Below are 18,047 nucleotides of genomic sequence, written 5' to 3'. Positions count from 1 at the left end.
TGAGATATTGGACCCCATGACTCTTCCCCAGCCGCGCCCCGCGGTCGCTGCCCTGCCCGCCTACATCCCGGGCGCTCGCGGCCAGGCGGATCGCCTCCCGCCAGTCAAACTGTCGTCGAACGAGAGCCCGTTCGACCCCCTGCCCAGCGTGGCGGAGGCCATTGCGCGCGCGGGAGCCACGGTCAACCGCTACCCAGACATGTTCGCGGTCGACCTTCACCACCAACTCGCCCAGTCCCTGGGAGTCACGGCGGACCGGGTCGCGGTGGCTGGCGGATCGGTCGCGGTGCTGCAGCACCTGTTGCAGGCCTACACCGGCCCAGGCGACGAGGTGATCTTCGCCTGGCGCAGCTTCGAGGCGTACCCGATCCTGGCACCCATTGCCGGCGCCACGGCGGTTCCCGTTCCGCTCACCGCGCAGGCGCGGCACGACCTGCCGGCGATGGCACAGGCCGTCACCGACAACACCAAGGTCGTCATCGTGTGCTCGCCCAACAACCCCACCGGTCCGTCGCTGCGTCACGACGAGTTCGAGTCCTTCATGGCGAGCGTGCCCGAGCGCGTGCTGGTCGTTCTCGATGAGGCCTACGTTGAATATGGTCGCGATCCCCACACCATCGATGGGCTCGCGGCGCTTGAGCGCCACCCCAACCTCGTCCTCACCCGCACGTTCTCCAAGGCCTACGGGCTCGCGGGCGCGCGAGTCGGCTTCGCGGTTGGCAGCGCCGCGCTCATCAGCCCAGTACGCGCGTGCGTGACCCCGTTCTCCGTGTCCACCCTCGCCCAGGTCGCGGCGTCGGCCTCCCTCGATGCGATCGACGAGCTCCTTGAACGGGTAGCCGCGACCGTCGCGGAGCGTCCTCGTGTGCGGGACGCCCTGCGCGAGCAAGGCTGGGACGTGCCCGTCGCCGAGGGCAACTTTGTGTGGCTACCAGCCGGATCGCGCGCCCTTGAGATCGCCGGCGCGCTCGCGGCTGAGGAGCCCGCGCTGCTCGTGAGGCCCTTCGCTGACGAAGGAATCCGCGTCACGATCGGCACCGCCGAACAGAACGACGCGCTCCTGGCTGCGCTCGCGAATATTGGCCGCCCGTAGCGGCAAAAAGCGGTCGGTGCGGCGCGTGCTGTTAACGTATATGTGCCCAGACGCGCCTGTCAGCGTTGGTGCACTGCTGGTGTCCCAGAATGTAGGAGCTACGTGACCACCATCGATTACGAGGCGATCGCTCGCGAAGCGGGCCTCGAACGCGTAGGCGCGCGCCCGCCGCTCGGATCATACTTAGTTTCGGTATGGCGGCGTCGCGCCTTCATCTACACCATGGCCCGCTATCGGCTACAAGCTTCCGTTGAGGAGAACCGGCTGGGGTTAGGGTGGATTGTCCTCAAGCCGATCCTGAACGCTCTTCTATACGGCTTCATTTTCGCGGTGATCATGCCGTCGGACACGCGGCCCGACAACTTCATACCCTTCCTTGTCGCCGGGGTCTTTGTGTTCGAGTACTTTTCGAAGGCGCTGGGTATGGGTGCGCGGGCAATCGTTGGCGAAGCATCCTTGGTTCGCTCGCTGAACTTTCCCCGAATGCTGCTCCCGGTGGCCTTGATCACAAGGCACGCGATCGAGATGGTTCCGATGATGGTCGTTCTCGGCATCATTTTGGTGGTGACGGGCGAGCCGATCACGTTCTGGTGGCTGATGTCGATTCCGGTGCTCGTGGTGATGACGGCATTCAATCTCGGCGTCGCACTTACGGTCGCGCGTTTGACCGTTCACGTTCGCGACATTAGCCAACTCATCCCGTTGATTACTCGCCTGTTCTTCTATGCCTCGGGCATCTTCTACTCCCTCGAACTGGTGCTCGCCGACCAGCCAAGTTGGATGCTGCGGCTGGCGCAACTCAACCCGGTCCACGACTTCATTTCACTCATTCGCGGTTACATGGTCTCCGGAAACCCGGTGAACAGCTTCATGTGGACCGTTGCTATTGTCTCTGCAGTACTGATGCTCGCTTTCGGAACATGGTTCTTCTGGCGCGCGGAGGAGCGTTACGGGCATGACTGAATCGACTTTGGGTATGCCAACAGTCGTCGCAAACGACGTCCATATCCACTACAAGACGTTTGCCTCTGGAAAAGCGGCACAAAACAGTCGAAACCTGCTTCGCCGACAGCGCGGTGTGCGGGTGGTCAAGGCTGTGCGCGGCGTCTCTTTCGTCGCTCGCGAAGGGGAAAGCATAGGTGTCATCGGCCACAATGGGTCGGGAAAGTCGACGCTCATGCGGGCCATCGCCGGGTTGCAGGCTCCCGCGAAAGGTACGATCTACGCGTCCTCCCGGCCCGCGTTGCTTGGTGTGAATGCCGCTCTGCTCGGAGAGCTGTCTGGCCAAAAGAACGTCATCCTCGGATCGCTTGCCCTTGGCCACTCCATGGCTGAGGCCGAGGAGACGTACAAAGACATCGTCGATTTCTCGGGTCTAGGCGAGTTCATTGACATGCCAATGAAGACGTACTCGTCAGGCATGTCCGCGCGACTCCGGTTCTCGATCGCTGTGTCGCGTGACCACCGCATTCTTCTCGTAGACGAGGCGTTGGCAGTCGGAGACAAAGAGTTCCGAGCGAAGAGTGAAGCGAGGATCCGCGAACTACGCGAGCAGGCGGGCACTGTTTTTCTCGTGAGCCATTCGATGGGGTCCATCCGTGATACTTGCAACCGTGTGCTCTGGATTGATCATGGAGAACTCAAGATGGATGGGCCTCCAGAGGACGTAATCGAGGCATACAAAGCTCACGGATAGGCCAATCTTCGACCGGCGCCCGGGACGTCGGTGGCCTCGGGCGTGGAGCGTATCCGTACGTTGCGGGTGGTCGGATTGCAAACCTACGGTTCCGTAGCCTACGCTTGCGTAAGTTACGGAAGGCGGGCGCATGCCCGCCGCAGGTTTGCGAAGGAGTGCCCGTGGATCCGACCGGCCCGCTGTCGACTGACGGCCTTGTCCAGTTGCTTGACCACGAGGGCCGCGCCCTCACGGATGACGTCTATTCGCCCTACGTGGCGAACCTCGACGCAGACGAGTTGCGCGCCATGTGGCGCGACATGACCCTGGTGCGAGCGTGGGACCTCGAAGCCACGAGCCTGCAGCGCCAGGGCGAGTTGGGCCTGTGGGTTCAGTCCCTTGGACAAGAGGCCGCGCAGATTGGGTCCGGCCGGGCGCTACGCACCAGCGACTTCGTGTTCCCGTCGTACCGCGAGCACGGCGTCGCGCACGTGCGTGGCGTGGACCTGGTCGAGATCCTGCGCATCTTCCGTGGCCTCCAGCATGGCGCGTGGACTCCGCAGGACCACGGCTTCCACATGTACACGCTCGTGATCGGCGCGCACTCATTGCACGCGACGGGCTACGCGATGGCGATGAAGCGAGACGCCGCCCAGGAGCAGGAGCCGGGCGCGGTCGTCGCTTACTTCGGCGACGGCGCTACGTCCCAGGGCGACGTCAACGAGTCCTTGGTGTTCGCGTCCGTCTACAACGCCCCCATCGTGTTCTTTTGTCAGAACAACCAGTACGCCATCTCCGAGTCGGTGACGCGTCAGACCAAGGTGCCGCTGGCCGACCGCGGCAAGGGCGTGGGTATGCCGACCGTGAGGGTGGACGGCAACGACGTCATCGCGTGCCGGGCTGTCACCGAGTGGGCGCTCGAGCACGCACGCTCGGGCAAGGGCCCCGTCTTCATCGAAGCCCTTACCTACCGCGTGGGCGCGCACACCACGTCGGACGACCCCACGCGTTACCGCGCCCGCGAGGAGGAGCAGTACTGGGCTGAGCGCGACCCGATCTCCCGGCTCGAGGCCTACCTCGAGTCCCGCGGCGAACTCGGCGATGAGTTCCGTGCGCAGGTCGCACGCGAGGCGGCCGAGCTTGGCGAGCGCACCCGCACCACAGTGAAGTCGTGGACGCGGCCGGAGCTGCTGGAGATGTTCAACGACGTGTACGCCCTGCCGCACGCAGGGCTCGACGCGGAACGCGCCTGGTTCGACCGCTATCAGCGGTCCTTCGACACGCAGGAGGCGGCACAGTGACCACGCTGACCATGGCAGGCGCCATCAATGCCGGACTCCGCGCCGCGATGGAGCGCGACTCCACCGTGACGCTGATGGGAGAGGACATCGGCAAGCTCGGCGGCGTCTTCCGCGTCACCGATGGCCTGCACGCAGACTTTGGCGATGACCGGGTGATGGACACTCCGCTCGCGGAGTCTGGCATTGTCGGAACCGCGATCGGCATGGCGATGGGTGGCTACCGCCCCGTCCTCGAGATCCAGTTCGACGGCTTCATTTTCCCCGCGTACAACCAGATCACGACCCAGTTGGCGAAGATGCACTACCGCTCGCGCGGCGCCATCACCCTGCCGGTCGTGATCCGCGTTCCTTACGCGGGTGGGATTGGTGCCATCGAGCACCACTCCGAGAGCCCGGAAGCGCTCTTCGCGCACACGCCAGGGCTGCGCATCGTCACGCCCGCGAGCCCGCAAGACGCGTACGAGATGATCCAGCAGTCGATCGCAAGCCCCGATCCGGTCCTCTTCTTCGAACCCAAGGCCCGCTACTGGGACAAGGGCGAGGTCGACGTGGATCGCGTCGTCACTCAGTTGAGTGGCGCAGGCGGCGCCGCGGCGGGCACGGCGGAGATGGGCAGGGCGCGCATCGCTCGCCAAGGCCGTGACGTCACGCTCGTGGCGTACGGGCCGACGGCCAAGCTCGCCCTCCAAGCCGCGGAGCTGGCAAGCGCCGACGGCACTGACATCGAGGTTGTCGACCTGCGCTCCATCTCCCCGCTGGACTCGGAGGCTGTCGTGCGGTCGGCGAAAAAAACCGGACGCGTGGTGGTGGTGCACGAGGCCTCGACCGCGTTCGGCGTGGGCGCGGAGATCAGCGCGCGGGTGATGGAGCAAGCGTTCTTCCACCTGCACGCGCCTGTTCTCCGGGTCGGCGGTTTCGCGACCCCCTACCCTGGTGCCACGTTTGAGCACGAGTTTCTCCCGAACATTGACCGAGTGCTCGACGCCGTCGACCGCGTAATGAAGCACTGAGGAGCCTGACATGCCCACCTATGAGCGGTTCAATCTCCCCGATGCCGGCGAGGGCCTCACAGAGGCAGACATCGTCACCTGGCACATCGCGGTCGGCGATGCCATCGAGGTCAACCAGGCGATCGTCGAGATCGAGACGGCGAAGTCCCTGGTGGAACTCCCCAGCCCGTTCACGGGCGTGGTGACGAAGCTGCTGGTCGAGGTCGGCGACACGGTCGAGGTAGGCGCGCCCATCCTCGAAGTAGACGTTGACCCCGACGGTGAGCCCGCCGGCGACACCAGCGACGGCAACGGTGCCGCGGCAGACGTCGCCGTCGAAAGCGGCACTGACGCCGCCTCGCCACCATCCGGCGAGGCTGACAAGGACGCGGCGAGTGACCACCGACCGCGGGAGGTGGCTGCGCAGGCCGCGAGTCGTTCAGCGCACAGCGAGGAAAGCGCGGCGCGCAGCACTGAGGGCGACGCCGACGAGGCAGGTTCAGGCGCGGTGCTAGTTGGCTACGGCGTGAAGCCTGGCACCGCAAAGCGCCGCCCGCGCAAGGCTGGCGCGCTCGACCCAGTGGGCGGGGAGCAAGACGTGCACGACTATCCCGTGCTCGCCAAGCCGCCAGTGCGCAAGTTGGCCAAGGAGCTTGGCCTTGACCTTTCCACCGTGACCCCCTCCGGCCCGGGCGGCCTGGTGACACGCGAGGACGTCGAGCTTCACCTCAAGGCCACCGCCGCCCAGACCCTCGCAACGTACCCCGGCGACGACCAGCCGTGGCTCGCGGCTGGCACCACGCAGACTGACGGCCGCGCCACCCGCGTGCCCGTGAAGTCCGTGCGCAAGCGCACCGCTGAGGCGATGGTGCACAGTGCCTTCACCGCGCCGCACGTGACTGAGTTCCTCACCGTCGACGTCACCGCGACCATGGATCTCGTCAAGCGACTCAAGGCCGACCGTGACTTCGCCGACGTGCGCGTCACCCCTCTCCTGCTCGTAGCCAAGGCGCTGCTCCTGGCGGTGCGTCGTCACCCCGAGGTCAACGCCTCGTGGGATGAGGAGCGCCAGGAGATCATCTACAAGCACTACGTGAACCTCGGAATCGCAGCGTCAACCCCGCGCGGGCTCGTCGTGCCAAACATCAAGGACGCCCACAGGCTCCCGCTCCACGCGCTCGCGATCGAGCTGCAGCACCTCACGGCGGAGGCGCGCTCGGGCTCCACCTCGCCCGGCGCGATGCGCGATGGCACCATCACCATCACCAACGTTGGGGCGCTGGGCATCGACACGGGCACGCCCATCCTTAACCCTGGCGAGGCCGCGATCTTGGCGTTTGGCTCCATCCGTGAGCAGCCGTGGGTGCACGAGGGCGAGATCAAGATTCGCTGGGTCACCCAATTGGCATTGAGCTTCGACCACCGGCTTGTCGACGGCGAACTGGGCGCACGCGTCCTCGCTGACGTGGGCCGAGTGATGAACGACCCCTCCCAGGGGTTGGTCTGGGCGTAACCGCTCAGCCCCACCGCACCTCTAGCGGCCGCCCCACAAAGGTGCCGTAGACGGTGAAGGCGTGCTCGGCGTCGCGGCGATCCCGCGCGCCGAGCCGCCTGAGGGGCTCGACCGACACGACCATGTTGCGCGCACGCTTGGATGTTGTCCAGGTGCCAACGACCTCGCCTCGCCGCACCACGGTGGCACGGAAGACACCGTTGTTGCCGGGTACGACGCGGGCGAAGTCGGCCGCTGACACCATCGCGCTTCGATCCCCGTACCCGAGCATGTATTCGTCGAAGCCGGGCAACACGTCCCACTCTGGCGGCGGAGGGATGGCGGCCCTGACGGCGTCCGTGTCTGAAGCCTCGAGCGAATCCGACGCCACATACATGGGCCCGTCGTCCGTGGTGACTTCCCTCAGTACGGCTCCCGCGGCGGCGATGCCGGCGCGACAGTCGCGTACGCCGAGCCCGGTCCAGCGCGCGCAGTCCTTGATGGACACCGGTCCGTGGCTGCGGACATAGCGAAGGGCGATGGTCGCCAGCGCCTCGTCGCGGTCCATGCTCACCTGGTCAGGAGCCCACTCGTCAAGCAGGGCGAAGGTCTGTTCACCGTCCATACGCGCCGGCACGCAGGTGACGCCCCGCTGCGCGGCGAACCACAGGAGGTGATAGCTCGACTGGCCGTGCGCCGGGAGCCCCGCCTCGACAAGAGCCTCGACGCACGCGGCGCGACTGAGCTCACGACCAGTGAGCGTCTCGCGCAGCACCTCAACGGCGCGCTCCGCGTCTACCTCCGTGAGGCCCAGATACTCGCGGCGCCGTGCTGCGCCCGCCAACGGCTTCGCGCCCATGAGTTCAAGCATCCAGCGAGCATCGCGAGCGGGAACCAGGTGAAGCGTCCCGCGCATTGGCCACGTACGCACCGCATGGCGCGCCGCGAAGCCCTCCGCCACCCGCTCGCGCGCCACCTGCCCGGCCGCGGCGGCATCGGCCCCCTGCGCGAGCCTGCGCCCGAGTGACCACAGGCCACTGGCGTTGTCTTGCGCTTGGAGCGCGCCGTGCCACGTGACGACCTCCTCCACCGACGTCATGCTGGCGATGCTGAGCCCCAGCGCATGCAAGCGGAGGCGGCGAATGTCGTGGCGCGTCAACATGCGTCCACGCTAGCCGCCGCCCCTGACCCGCACCTCCACGCGGTCCGGGCCTCGCCCAGGGGCCGCGCGCGTGCGGCGGGACGGCGCGCGCCGCGTACCCTGGTGCCGTGCCCATCGACACTCTGGTGACGATGACGGGCGCCGTGCGCGACATCTTCTTGGGGCTGGCCGCCGGCGGCCTCATCATGATCGCTTCCATCGTTCCCGCCCACCACCCCGCGGCTGCCCGCGCGTCGCTCGTGGCGCGCGTGAGCGCCAGCGTGTGGGCCATCGCCGCCGTCGCGTACATCTTTGTGTCGTACGCGTACATCCGCAACGACGCTATTGCCCCTGAGCGCTTTGTCGAGGAAGTCTGGTCGTTCGCGACGACCATCCCCTTGGGGCAGGCCTACCTGCAGATGGCGATCGCGGCCCTGGTGGTGTCCGTGGTGGCCGGCCTGGTGCGCACGCCAGCCGGCGCGGCGTGGGCACTGGTGCCGATGCTGTGGGCGCTGGGCTGGCAGGCCCAAACGGGGCACGCCGCCGGCGCCACGGACCACCACCTCGCCACATCATCGCTGTTCCTTCACCTCGCCGGATCCGCGCTCTGGATGGGCATGGTGGGAACGCTGTTCGCGATGCGCCGACCGCTGGGCCTGGAAGCCAAGGCGGCGGTGCAGCGCAGTTCCAAGGTGATGATCTGGGCGGCTACCGCGCTGGTGGTCTCGGGGGCCGCCAACGCCTACATCCGCGTCGACTCCGTGTCCGACTTCGTCACGACCACCTATGGGTGGCTGCTGGTGGCAAAGATCGTGCTGATGTCCGTCGCGATCGCCTTGGCCGCCTGGCACCGCCGGGTGTCGCTGCCGCGCCTCAGCGACGCGCACGTACGCGACCGGTTCTGGCGCATCATGATGGTGGATGTGGGCGCGATCGCTGCGGTCATTGTCATCGCGGTCGTGCTGTCCGGCACCGCGCCTCCCGTTCCGATTGAGGCGATCGAAGAGCCCACCCCCGCCTACTTCCTCACCGGCTACGACCTGCCGCCTGCGCCCAGCGCGCTGAACTGGATCGTGCAATGGCGCCTGGAGATCCTCACCGCGTTCGCCGTGGTGGCCGCCGCGGTGACCTACGTGCGGTGGGCGTACCGGCTGCGCCGTCGCGGCGACCGGTGGCCCTGGTACCGCACCGCATGCTTCCTCCTGGGTGTCACAGTGATGGCCTGGATCACCCAGGGAGCGCCCACGGTGTACGGCATGGTCACGTTCTCCGGGCACATGGTGGAGCACATGCTGCTGGTGATGGTGGCGCCAATTCCGCTGGCATTGGGAGCGCCGGTCACGCTCGCGTTGCGCGCGCTGCCGCCGCGCAAGGACAGCACGCGCGGCCCGCGTGAGTGGCTGCGCGTCGTGGTGGAGTCGCGGTGGGTGCGCTTCTTCGCCAACCCCGTTGTCGCGGCCGTGAACTTCGCAGGTTCGCTCGTGGTCTTCTACTACTCTCCGCTGTTCGAGTTTGCCCTGCGCAATCACGTGGGGCACTTGCTGATGGTCCTGCACTTCACCCTGGTGGGTTACTTGTTCGCCAATGCGCTCGTGGGCATCGACCCCGGCCCCAAGCGCCCGGGATACCCCATGCGCATTGTGCTGTTGTTCTCGACCATGGCGTTCCACGCGTTCTTTGGCGTGTCCCTTGCCGCCTCCGAGGTGCTCCTGGCACCCACCTGGTTTGGCCTCATGGGCCGCACGTGGGGGCCGGATGCCATCACGGATCAGCAGTACGGAGGCAATATCGCGTGGGGCATTGGGGAGCTTCCTGTCCTCGCGCTGGCGATCGGCGTGATCGTGGCGTGGCGGTTGTCGGATGAGAAAGAAGCGCGACGCAAGGACCGCCAAGCTGACCGCGACGAGGACGCCGAACTGAAGGCCTACAACGCGATGTTGACCCGCGTCGCGCAACGCGACAAGGAGGAGGACGCCTAGCCGTTCTCCACAGATTTTGTCCACAGCGGTGTGAACAGTTCTTGAACACGGTGCGAATGCTGTGGAAAAGCCTGCGCATAACTTGGGGTGACAAATCCGTGCCCGCCGCCGCTTGCATGGTCAGCGCGACAAGAGTACGACTAGTCACAACGGATGGATGACGACGTCGCACCCGGGCCCCGTGAGGGTCATGTGCGCGATTGCCGGGGCTCACATCTTGGATTTGTGAACTAAAGGCCCTGGTATATCGCGTTTTATTGGTGCGTCTCGTGAAAAATCCGGGCGATCTGGACAACGGGAGAACGTTGGTGACGTGCGGCCTCATGGGGCTGGGCCAGCCACTGCGGATGACGGCGCAGGATTCTCGCGGCACCGGTCGCTGGCCGAGAGGTCGTTGTCCACATGGGCATCGAAGCCGTAACGTCAACGACGGCCGTCGCGCCGGGGTTATCCCCAGGGTGTGAGAACTCTCGAGCCACGGCAAGGCCCCCCGGGCCCGAATCTCGGGGGGCCTTCGCCATGCTCGGGCCGTGCCCGTGGGCTCAGCCAAGGGCGCCAGGCTACGAGCGCGACCACGCGCATGAGCGGAGCAACACGCCCGCTCGGCGAAACCCGCCCCACCTCGCCTCGATGTGGGCGAGCGCGGTCAGGGCTGCAGGCGCCCGGCGCTCACGCGAGGTACGTTGATCGCGAACGAAGTGTTTCGACGGAGGTGCCACGCATGGATAACACTCAGGGCCCCGCGCCCGAGTTTGACGGCGAATCGATGCCGACCCGGCGCGAGCTGCGCGAACAGGCCGATGCCGCCACCCGCAACGACCTCGGCGTGTCCGGCCCGGACGCTGCAGGAGTTGAGGGGCAGCCGCCTGCCGTTGACGGCGACACCGACACCGCCGCGGTGGATATTGATGAGATCGAGACCGGTCCCGCGGAGCGGGCCGTCGTTGACGGCGAGCCGACCGAGGTATTCGACCCGGTCGTCGACGGCGATGCGCAGCCCACCGCTGTCATGGACCCGGTCGGCGACGATGCCGATCGCGCGCATGAGGCTCACGATTCCGCTGAAACGCCAGGCGAGCCCGGCGCGGACAAGAACTGGATGGGCGTGAGCGCGTTCGTGGCGGCGTTGCTGGCGCTGTCGCCGGTGGCGATCATTCTTGGCCACCTGGGCCTCAGCGCCGCGAAAAAGGGCGAGGCGACCAACCGGCCATTCGCGCTCGCGGGCGCGGTCCTGGGCTGGATCGCACTGGTCGCCACGGGTGTGGGGGTGTGGTTCTACCTGCAGGGCCCCGTGCCCGCGCAGGTTGACGTCCAGGCGCAGCAGGACATCCACGCCGTCGGCGCCGAGGTAGCGACCCAAGTGGTGGCCACCGATGCACTGCCGGTACTGGCAGACAGCGGCTCCGAGTACACGGTGGGCGACGTGACCATCGCCTCCGAATTGGAGACCTCGCATGAGGTCACGCTGACGGGCACGGCGCCGGCCGACTGGTGCCTGGACCTCACCTATGAGGGCGGCGAAAACGCCGCATACTCATACCTGCCCACGCAGGGTGTCGTCGAAGGTGCGTGCTAGCGCGGAAGTGCGCTGACGCCCGCTGGGCCTGCCTGCCGCGTCTCCGCAAACCAGGCCGGCCGCGTCTGCTCAATCCAGCATCGGGCCCAAACGAGGCGCGCTGCGTGTACTCAACCCGGCATCGGCCCGTCCCGACCTCAGTCCAGCTGAGCGCCATCCAGCAGCGCACCGTCGGGAACGTGCCCCGACCCCTCCATCGTGACCGTGCCGCGCACCACCACGCCGACCCCAAAGGTCCAGTCGCCGCGCACCGTGAGCGAGGACGCCTCGCGCAACGAGGGCGGGCCGGCGGGGAAGCGGGCGTCGAAGTCCGTGACCGTCTTGAAGTAGTCCGGGTCCAAGTCGACCAAGGGGGCTTTGGCCACGTCGAGGCGCAGCCCGCCATCAGGATCGAGGCGGTACGCGTCCGAGCGCAGCACCAGCAGGTCGTTCGTGGTCTTCACCGGCAGGAACCGCTCGCGCTCAACGGCGATGGCGGTCGCGCCCTCGAAGACCTCGATAGCCGCTCCCATGGCCGACTCGATCTGGAAGACCTCGGGCGACGCCTTGTCCGTCGGGTCGACCGTCTTGAGGTTGCGGATGAGCGGGAGCCCCAGCACGGCGCCGCGTTCCGTGAGTGCGCGGTGAAGAGCCTCAAGGTCGAACCACAGGTTGTTCGTGTGGAAGAACGGGTGGCGGTGCTCGTCGGTGAAGTAGTGCATCTGGTCCGGCGGGGTCTGCGCCGTGTCGCGCAAGATGAGCTGGTTGTCCGCGGTCCTGACGGCCAGGTGTCCGCCCTTGCGATCGGCGAGGGTGCGCACACACAGTTCCGCGGCGTACGGGGCTCCCGATGCGGCGAACCAGCCGGCGATGCGCGGGTTCGGCACGGCGCCAAGGTTGTCTGAGTTGGACGCGCTTGCGTAGCGGAATCCCGCGTCCAGGAGCGCCTCGAGAACCCCGGACGCCAACAGTGCGGTGTAGATGTCGCCGTGGCCGGGCGGGCACCATTCGAGCGACGGGTCAGCGGGCCACTCGACGGGCTCAAGGGTGTCGGCACGGAGCTTGGGTTCCTTGTTTTGAAGGAAGTCCAGCGGCAGGCCATCGACCTCGATGCCGGGGTGTGCGCGAAGAGCCTCGAGCGAATCCTCGCGGGTGCGGAACGAGTTCATCAGCACCAAGGGCAAGGGGGCGTTGTGCTCCGTGCGCGCGTGCGAGACCTGGCTGGCGATGATGTCGAGGAAGGAACTCCCGTCGCGCACCGGCAGCAATGACTTGGCTCTTTCCATGCCCATGGAAGTGCCGAGTCCGCCATTGAGCTTGATGATCGCGGTGCGTCGTAGAGCCTCGCTGGCGGCCTCCTCGGTGACCTCGACGTCTGCCAGGTGGGCCGGTTCCAGCAGCGGGGTGATGGTCTCCTCGGGGATGAGCCCGGTCGCGCCTGCCTCCAATTCTCCGTAGTAGTGCGTGAATACGTCGATCGCGGCGTCGTTCACGCCCGCGGCACGCATCTTGTCTTGGGCCAGGCGGAGTCCTTCAGCGCTCATGGGTTCAGACTACGGGGGCGACGTGACGAACGGATGACAACGCCCTGCGGCCGCTCATTCCCCCGCCAAATGGAACCATCTCGCTGTTATAGCAACGTAAAACAGCGAAATGGTTCCATTTGGCGGGGCGAGGCGGGGCCAGGGCGGGGCGAGGCGGGGCCAGGCGGGGCGAGGCGGGGCCAGGCGGGGCGAGGCGGGGCGAGGCTCCTACGCCCCTGCTTACCCGCCCCTTCGTGCATCTGAGTGCGGAGTTCGCCACCAGATCCGGCACTGAGGTGCACGAACGAAGGTGCACGAACGGCGAGTAGGGGGTTACGAAGCACCTTGGCCGGGGAGTCCAAACGCCTCACGTAGGAGGCCATCGAGAATGGCAGGCACGTCAAGGACGCCGGGGTGGAGGGCGTCGTACATGTGCAGCCCGTCCCAGGCCGCGACGATGATCGCGGCGCGCTCCTCGGGCGAGGCGGGGTCCTCGTCCATTCCGAGTTCATCCCGCTGGCGGCGGATGGTCCAGGCAATGAGGGTGCTGAGCAGGTCGTGACGGCGCTGGAGTGCCTCGCGGGCGGGATGGTCGGGCGAGCCGGCCTCCGCGTTGAGAATGCTCAGGAGCTGCACCAATCCGGGCGTGGAGAGGTTGTGGCGCGCGGTCGCGACGATCGATTCGGTGATGAACTCGACGGTGATTTCGCCCGGCAGTTCGCGCGGCATGCTTTGCTCGTCGTGCCACTCGATGACGGCGAGCAGGAGCGCTGTCTTATTGCCAAAGTGGTGGATCAGCGTGGAGTGGTCGACGCCGGCCTCGCGGGCGATCGAGCGCACGGAAGTGCCGTGGAAGCCGCGCTGGGAAAACGCCTCGGCAGCGCTTTGCACGATCGACTCCTTGGTCGCGCGCCCACTGGCGTACCCATCCGATCGCGACGTTGAGGTCGACTGTGACTCAGGCGCGTCCGCCATTCGGGCTCCCTCCGGGACGGCACGCCGCCGCCCAATTTCCACCAAGTGGTGGATCTCTGTTACAGTCACCTGAATTCCACCAACCGGTGGAACTTCATCCAGGGTACTGAGCATGAGCATGACAGACAATCGACGACGCTTGATCAGCGACATGACGCTGGCCGACAAGGCCTCGCTCATGTCCGGCGCAAACTTCTGGAACACGAAGGCCATCAGCCGCCTGGGCGTGCCGTCCATCATGCTGACCGACGGCCCCCACGGACTGCGCAAGCAAGGCGGCGCCGCCGATCACTTGGGACTCAATGCCAGCCTTCCGGCCACGTGCTTCCCCACCGCCGCTACCTTGGCATGCAGCTGGAGCCCAGAGCTCGTGGAACGCGTGGGCGCCGCGCTGGGGGCGGAGGCCGCATCCCAGGACGTCCACGTGGTGCTCGGCCCGGGCCTCAACATCAAGCGCAACCCCGCAGCCGGCCGCAACTTCGAGTACTACTCCGAGGATCCGCTAGTCAGCGGAACGATGGCTGCGTCCATGATCCGCGGCATCCAGTCGCGCGGGGTGGCCGCTAGCGCGAAGCACTTCGCGGTCAACAGTCAAGAGACTCACCGCATGACCATCGATGAGGTCGTGGACGAGCGCGCCCTGCACGAGATCTACCTCGAGGGATTCCGGATCGCGGTCAGGGACGGCCAGCCGTGGACCGTCATGAGCTCCTACAACCGCGTCAATGGCACCTACGCGAACGAGAACCCCTATCTGCTCCAGACGGTGCTTCGGGATACATGGGGCTTTGATGGACTGGTCGTGACGGACTGGGGTGGCAACAACGACCGCGTCGCGGGCCTTGAGGCGGGCAACGCCCTCGAGATGCCCTCGACCGATGGCGTGACCGATGCCCAGATTGCCGCTGCGGTCCAGGCGGGGACACTCCGCGAGGATGTCCTCGATGAGCGCGTCGCTGAGCTTCTTACGCTCATCGACCGCACCCGTCGCGAGCCGGGGCCGGCCGTGGATCTCGACGCGCACCACGCGCTCGCCATTGAGGCGGCCCGTCGCAGCGTGGTTTTGCTGCGCAACGAGGACAACGCACTGCCCCTGACGAACGAGTCCGGGCCCATCGCGGTCATTGGCGACTTTGCCGCTCGCCCTCGCTACCAGGGAGCGGGCAGCTCCCTCGTCAACCCCGCCCGGCTGGATGATGCCCTCGGGGCCCTCCGGGCATCGGCCCTCAACATCGTGGGTTACGAGCCCGGCTTCACCCGGCGGGACCGCCCGAGCCCCTCTCGCCGTCGCCGCGCCGTCGCCCTCGCGCGTCAAGCCGCGACCGTGCTGGTCTTCCTCGGCCTTGATGAGTCGGCGGAGGCGGAGGGCGTTGACCGGCGCCACATCCGGCTCGCGCAGAACCAGCTGGACCTCATGCGCGAACTTGCGAACCTGGATGCGCGCGTCGTGGTGGTGCTCGCGGGCGGCGCCCCTGTGGAGTTGCCGTTCGCCGAGGACGTCGACGCGATTGTGCACGGCTACCTGGGTGGCCAGGGCGGCGGCCCTGCGATCGTCGAGGTACTGACGGGCGTGAACCCGAGCGGTCGCCTCGCGGAGTCGTACCCCTTGCGGTACGAGGACGTCGCGTCGAGCGAGCACTTTGGATTGGGCGAGGAGACCGCGGAGCACCGCGAGTCCTTGTACGTGGGCTATCGCCACTACGACAAGGCAGGGCTCGAGGTCCGGTACCCGTTCGGCCACGGCCTGAGCTACACCACTTTTGCGTACAGCGACCTCGAGGTGGACGCGGAGGGTGCCGCGGTGCGCGTCACCAACACGGGCCGATGCCGGGGCACAGAAACCGTCCAGGCGTACGTCGAGGCGCCCGAGCAGGCGCACGGACAGTTCCGCGCGATGCGGGAACTGCGGGGATTCGCGCAGGTGGAACTGGACCCCGGCGAGTCAGCGACCGTGCGGATCGAGTTCTCCGAGCACGCCTTCGACGTCTATGTCCCCGCGGCCCATGACTGGCGCACCGTAGGCGGCGAGTACCGGATCTGCGTAGGCGCGTCCTCGCGTGACATCCGGCTGCATGCGCCGCTGGCGGTCCAGGGCTCTGACCTGGACGGGCCGATGCCTGCGTCCGTCTACGTGGACGGTCGCGTCGAGCGCGCTACCGCAGCGGACTTTGAGTCCGTACTCGGACGTGACGTGCCGGACCCGCATTGGGACCGGAGCGCACCGCTCACGCGGGCTGACCTCATCATCCAAACCCGTGGCCGCGGTGGGTTCGCGAGCGTGCTGTATTGCGCGATCACTGGCGCGAGCCGCGTCATGCACTGGCTGGGCAGGCCCATCGCCGGCAACAACGTCCTCTTCGCGCTCGAACTGCCGTTCAGATCGGTTTCGCGTATGAGCGGCGGACGGGTCAATGAGGCGATGCTCGACGGCTTCTTGCTCATGGTCAACCGCCACTTCTGGCGCGGCACGCGCCACATGTTCTCCGCGTGGAGGGCTCACCGACGGGCCCAACGCGCAGTCTCATCCACGTCGACCACAGCACCAAAGGAGGGCTGAGACAACGATGGCAACCAGGAAAGAAATCAAGACTCAAGCGGTGGAGCACGCACGTGCCGACCGCGAGGCGGCTCGCGCGCGCAAGGCCGAGCTCGACGCCATGGAGCCCGAGCAGCGCAAGGCCGCGAAGGCCAGCGATAAGGCTCAGGCCAAGGCAGACGCGAAGCAGCACAAGGCTGAGACCAAAGAGGCCCGCGCGTCGATGAACCGTAAGGAGCGCCGCGCGGACAAGCGCCGCGCCCGCATTGAGCGCAAGGTGGCGCACCGCCGCCGCCGGGCCATCGGCTGGGGCGTTGCCGGCGTGGCCGTGATCGGCATCGGCGCGCTCGCGGCTCCGTACGTGAGCGATTTCGCCCGTATCGCTTCTTTGGAGTTCACCGACGACACTGAGCAGGCCGTCGCGGCCCGCGACCACGCCGCCACCGTGGCGGAGAGCATCTCCGACGAGGGGCTTGTGCTCCTGAAGAACGAGGGCGACGCGCTCCCGCTGGACGGCGGCGTGAACGTGTTCTCGTTCGCCTCCTACAACCTGTTGCTGGGAGGTGGCGGCTCGGGCGGTGCGACCGGCCTAGAAGTTCCCACGCTGTTCGAGGCACTTGACGCTCAGGGCATTGCCTACAACACCGAACTGGACGCCGCGATGGCGGACGCTGGCGCGGAGCACAAGGAAGCATCGGGGAACTTCATCACCCAGATCGCAGGCGCCTTCTTGGGCGGCGACGACGGTGAGCCCGCTCCCGACTACCTGACCGATGAGGTGCTAGCCCAGGCGCAGGATTTCTCCGACACCGCCATCGTGACCGTGGGCGTCGCGGGCACCGAGGGCTCGGACTTCACGCAGGAAGACCTCCAGCTCTCCGCTGAGCAGCGCGAGCTGCTGGACAAGGTCACCTCCGTGCAGGACAACGTGATCGTGATCGTGAACTCGGGCAACCAGCTCGAGCTGGGCTTCCTCGACGAGTACCCCGAGATCACCGCCGCCGTGTGGATCGGTACCCCCGGACCCGAGGGCGCCACGTCGCTGGCCAAGATCCTCTCGGGCGAGGTCAACCCCTCGGGACACCTCACCGACACCTACGCGTATGACGTGACGACGGCTCCTGGTTCCGTGAACCTGGGAGACCACGACTACACCAACACCTCGCGCGCGTTCCTCGACTACGAGGAGGGCATCTACGTGGGCTACCGCTACTACGAGACGCGGTGGGCCGATGACGAGGCTGGCTACCAGGAGACGGTGCAGTTCCCCTTCGGTTACGGCCTGAGCTACACGGACTTCGCGTGGGAGGCGGCTGAGCCCGTCATCACCGAGGACTCCGTGCAGGTTGACGTGACCGTCACCAACACCGGTGACGTCGCCGGTAAGGACGTGGTGCAGGTGTACTTCTCCGCTCCGTTTACGGACGGCGGCATCGAGAAGTCGGCTATCGAGCTCGCTGGCTACGCCAAGACCGGTGAACTTGCGCCGGGCGCGTCGGAGACGGTGACCGTCGAGTTCGCCGTCGAGGACATGGCCTCGTGGGACACCGCCGCCGGCAACTACGCGGTTGAGGCTGGGGACTACGAGATCTCGGTGCGCACAGATGTGCACACCCCGGTCGCGTCGACCACGACGACAGTTGCCGCGGACGTGGTCTACGCGGCGGACGCCGACACCGGCACTACCTACGAGAACCGCTTCGACTACGTCGAGGGCGACCTGACCTTCCTGTCGCGCAGCGACTGGGACGGCACATACCCGACCGCACCGGACGGTACCGAGGAAGC

At 66.9% G+C, this 18,047-nt stretch carries 13 protein-coding genes; 10 read left to right on the top strand and 3 right to left on the bottom strand.

What is annotated here, in order from left to right; genetic code table 11:
* The first annotated feature begins 16 nt into the window (after positions 1–16).
* The 6 genes from hisC to AOP75_RS04710 all read left to right on the top strand — a co-directional run bounded on the left by hisC (position 17) and on the right by AOP75_RS04710 (position 6,571).
* On the top strand, positions 17–1,093 hold the full coding sequence (hisC, locus tag AOP75_RS04735; RefSeq protein WP_062077153.1) for a histidinol-phosphate transaminase: 1,077 nt from the start codon (positions 17–19) through the stop codon (positions 1,091–1,093).
* Positions 1,094–1,195: 102 nt separating this feature from the next.
* Positions 1,196–2,056, top strand: coding sequence for an ABC transporter permease (locus AOP75_RS04730; RefSeq protein WP_062077152.1), 861 nt, complete (start codon positions 1,196–1,198; stop codon positions 2,054–2,056).
* A complete protein-coding gene (locus AOP75_RS04725) occupies positions 2,049–2,789 on the top strand; it encodes an ABC transporter ATP-binding protein (RefSeq protein ID WP_062077151.1) in 741 nt (246 codons plus the stop codon). Before AOP75_RS04730 ends, AOP75_RS04725 begins: the two co-directional genes overlap by 8 nt.
* 161 nt (positions 2,790–2,950) lie before the next feature.
* On the top strand, positions 2,951–4,069 hold the full coding sequence (pdhA, locus tag AOP75_RS04720) for a pyruvate dehydrogenase (acetyl-transferring) E1 component subunit alpha (RefSeq protein ID WP_083966698.1): 1,119 nt from the start codon (positions 2,951–2,953) through the stop codon (positions 4,067–4,069).
* An 11-nt stretch (positions 4,070–4,080) separates the two neighbouring features.
* Positions 4,081–5,079 carry an alpha-ketoacid dehydrogenase subunit beta gene (locus AOP75_RS04715; protein WP_083966837.1) on the top strand — a complete coding sequence of 333 codons (999 nt, stop codon included), beginning with the start codon at positions 4,081–4,083 and terminating at the stop codon, positions 5,077–5,079.
* Positions 5,080–5,089: 10 nt separating this feature from the next.
* Complete coding sequence (locus AOP75_RS04710; protein ID WP_062077149.1) at positions 5,090–6,571, top strand: dihydrolipoamide acetyltransferase family protein; 1,482 nt, start codon at positions 5,090–5,092, stop codon at positions 6,569–6,571.
* A 4-nt stretch (positions 6,572–6,575) separates the two neighbouring features.
* Here AOP75_RS04710 and AOP75_RS04705 read toward each other — a convergent pair whose 3' ends face one another.
* On the bottom strand, positions 6,576–7,712 hold the full coding sequence (locus tag AOP75_RS04705) for a winged helix DNA-binding domain-containing protein (RefSeq protein ID WP_062077148.1): 1,137 nt from the start codon (positions 7,710–7,712) through the stop codon (positions 6,576–6,578).
* Between the two features lie 107 nt (positions 7,713–7,819).
* Here AOP75_RS04705 and AOP75_RS04700 point away from each other — a divergent pair, with 107 nt between their 5' ends.
* Both AOP75_RS04700 and AOP75_RS04695 read left to right on the top strand, forming a co-directional pair.
* Positions 7,820–9,670: a bifunctional copper resistance protein CopD/cytochrome c oxidase assembly protein gene (locus tag AOP75_RS04700; protein WP_062077147.1), complete on the top strand. Its 1,851-nt coding sequence runs from the start codon at positions 7,820–7,822 to the stop codon at positions 9,668–9,670.
* A 721-nt stretch (positions 9,671–10,391) separates the two neighbouring features.
* Positions 10,392–11,246 carry a DUF4190 domain-containing protein gene (locus AOP75_RS04695; protein WP_062077146.1) on the top strand — a complete coding sequence of 285 codons (855 nt, stop codon included), beginning with the start codon at positions 10,392–10,394 and terminating at the stop codon, positions 11,244–11,246.
* A 137-nt stretch (positions 11,247–11,383) separates the two neighbouring features.
* Here AOP75_RS04695 and AOP75_RS04690 read toward each other — a convergent pair whose 3' ends face one another.
* Together AOP75_RS04690 and AOP75_RS04685 are read right to left on the bottom strand one after the other, a co-directional pair.
* Positions 11,384–12,769 carry a UTP--glucose-1-phosphate uridylyltransferase gene (locus AOP75_RS04690; RefSeq protein WP_062077145.1) on the bottom strand — a complete coding sequence of 462 codons (1,386 nt, stop codon included), beginning with the start codon at positions 12,767–12,769 and terminating at the stop codon, positions 11,384–11,386.
* A gap of 312 nt (positions 12,770–13,081) precedes the next feature.
* Positions 13,082–13,723, bottom strand: coding sequence for a TetR/AcrR family transcriptional regulator (locus tag AOP75_RS04685; RefSeq protein WP_062077144.1), 642 nt, complete (start codon positions 13,721–13,723; stop codon positions 13,082–13,084).
* Between the two features lie 112 nt (positions 13,724–13,835).
* Here AOP75_RS04685 and AOP75_RS04680 point away from each other — a divergent pair, with 112 nt between their 5' ends.
* Positions 13,836–16,280, top strand: coding sequence for a glycoside hydrolase family 3 C-terminal domain-containing protein (locus tag AOP75_RS04680; RefSeq protein ID WP_062077143.1), 2,445 nt, complete (start codon positions 13,836–13,838; stop codon positions 16,278–16,280).
* Positions 16,281–16,320: 40 nt separating this feature from the next.
* Positions 16,321–18,047, top strand: a 1,727-nt coding sequence (locus AOP75_RS04675; RefSeq protein ID WP_174435795.1) for a glycoside hydrolase family 3 C-terminal domain-containing protein, incomplete at its 3' end; no start/stop codon positions are given.

The organism is Demequina globuliformis (genome assembly GCF_000975155.1).
Classification (GTDB): domain Bacteria; phylum Actinomycetota; class Actinomycetes; order Actinomycetales; family Demequinaceae; genus Demequina; species Demequina globuliformis.
This window is presented reverse-complemented; position numbering and strand designations above follow the sequence as displayed.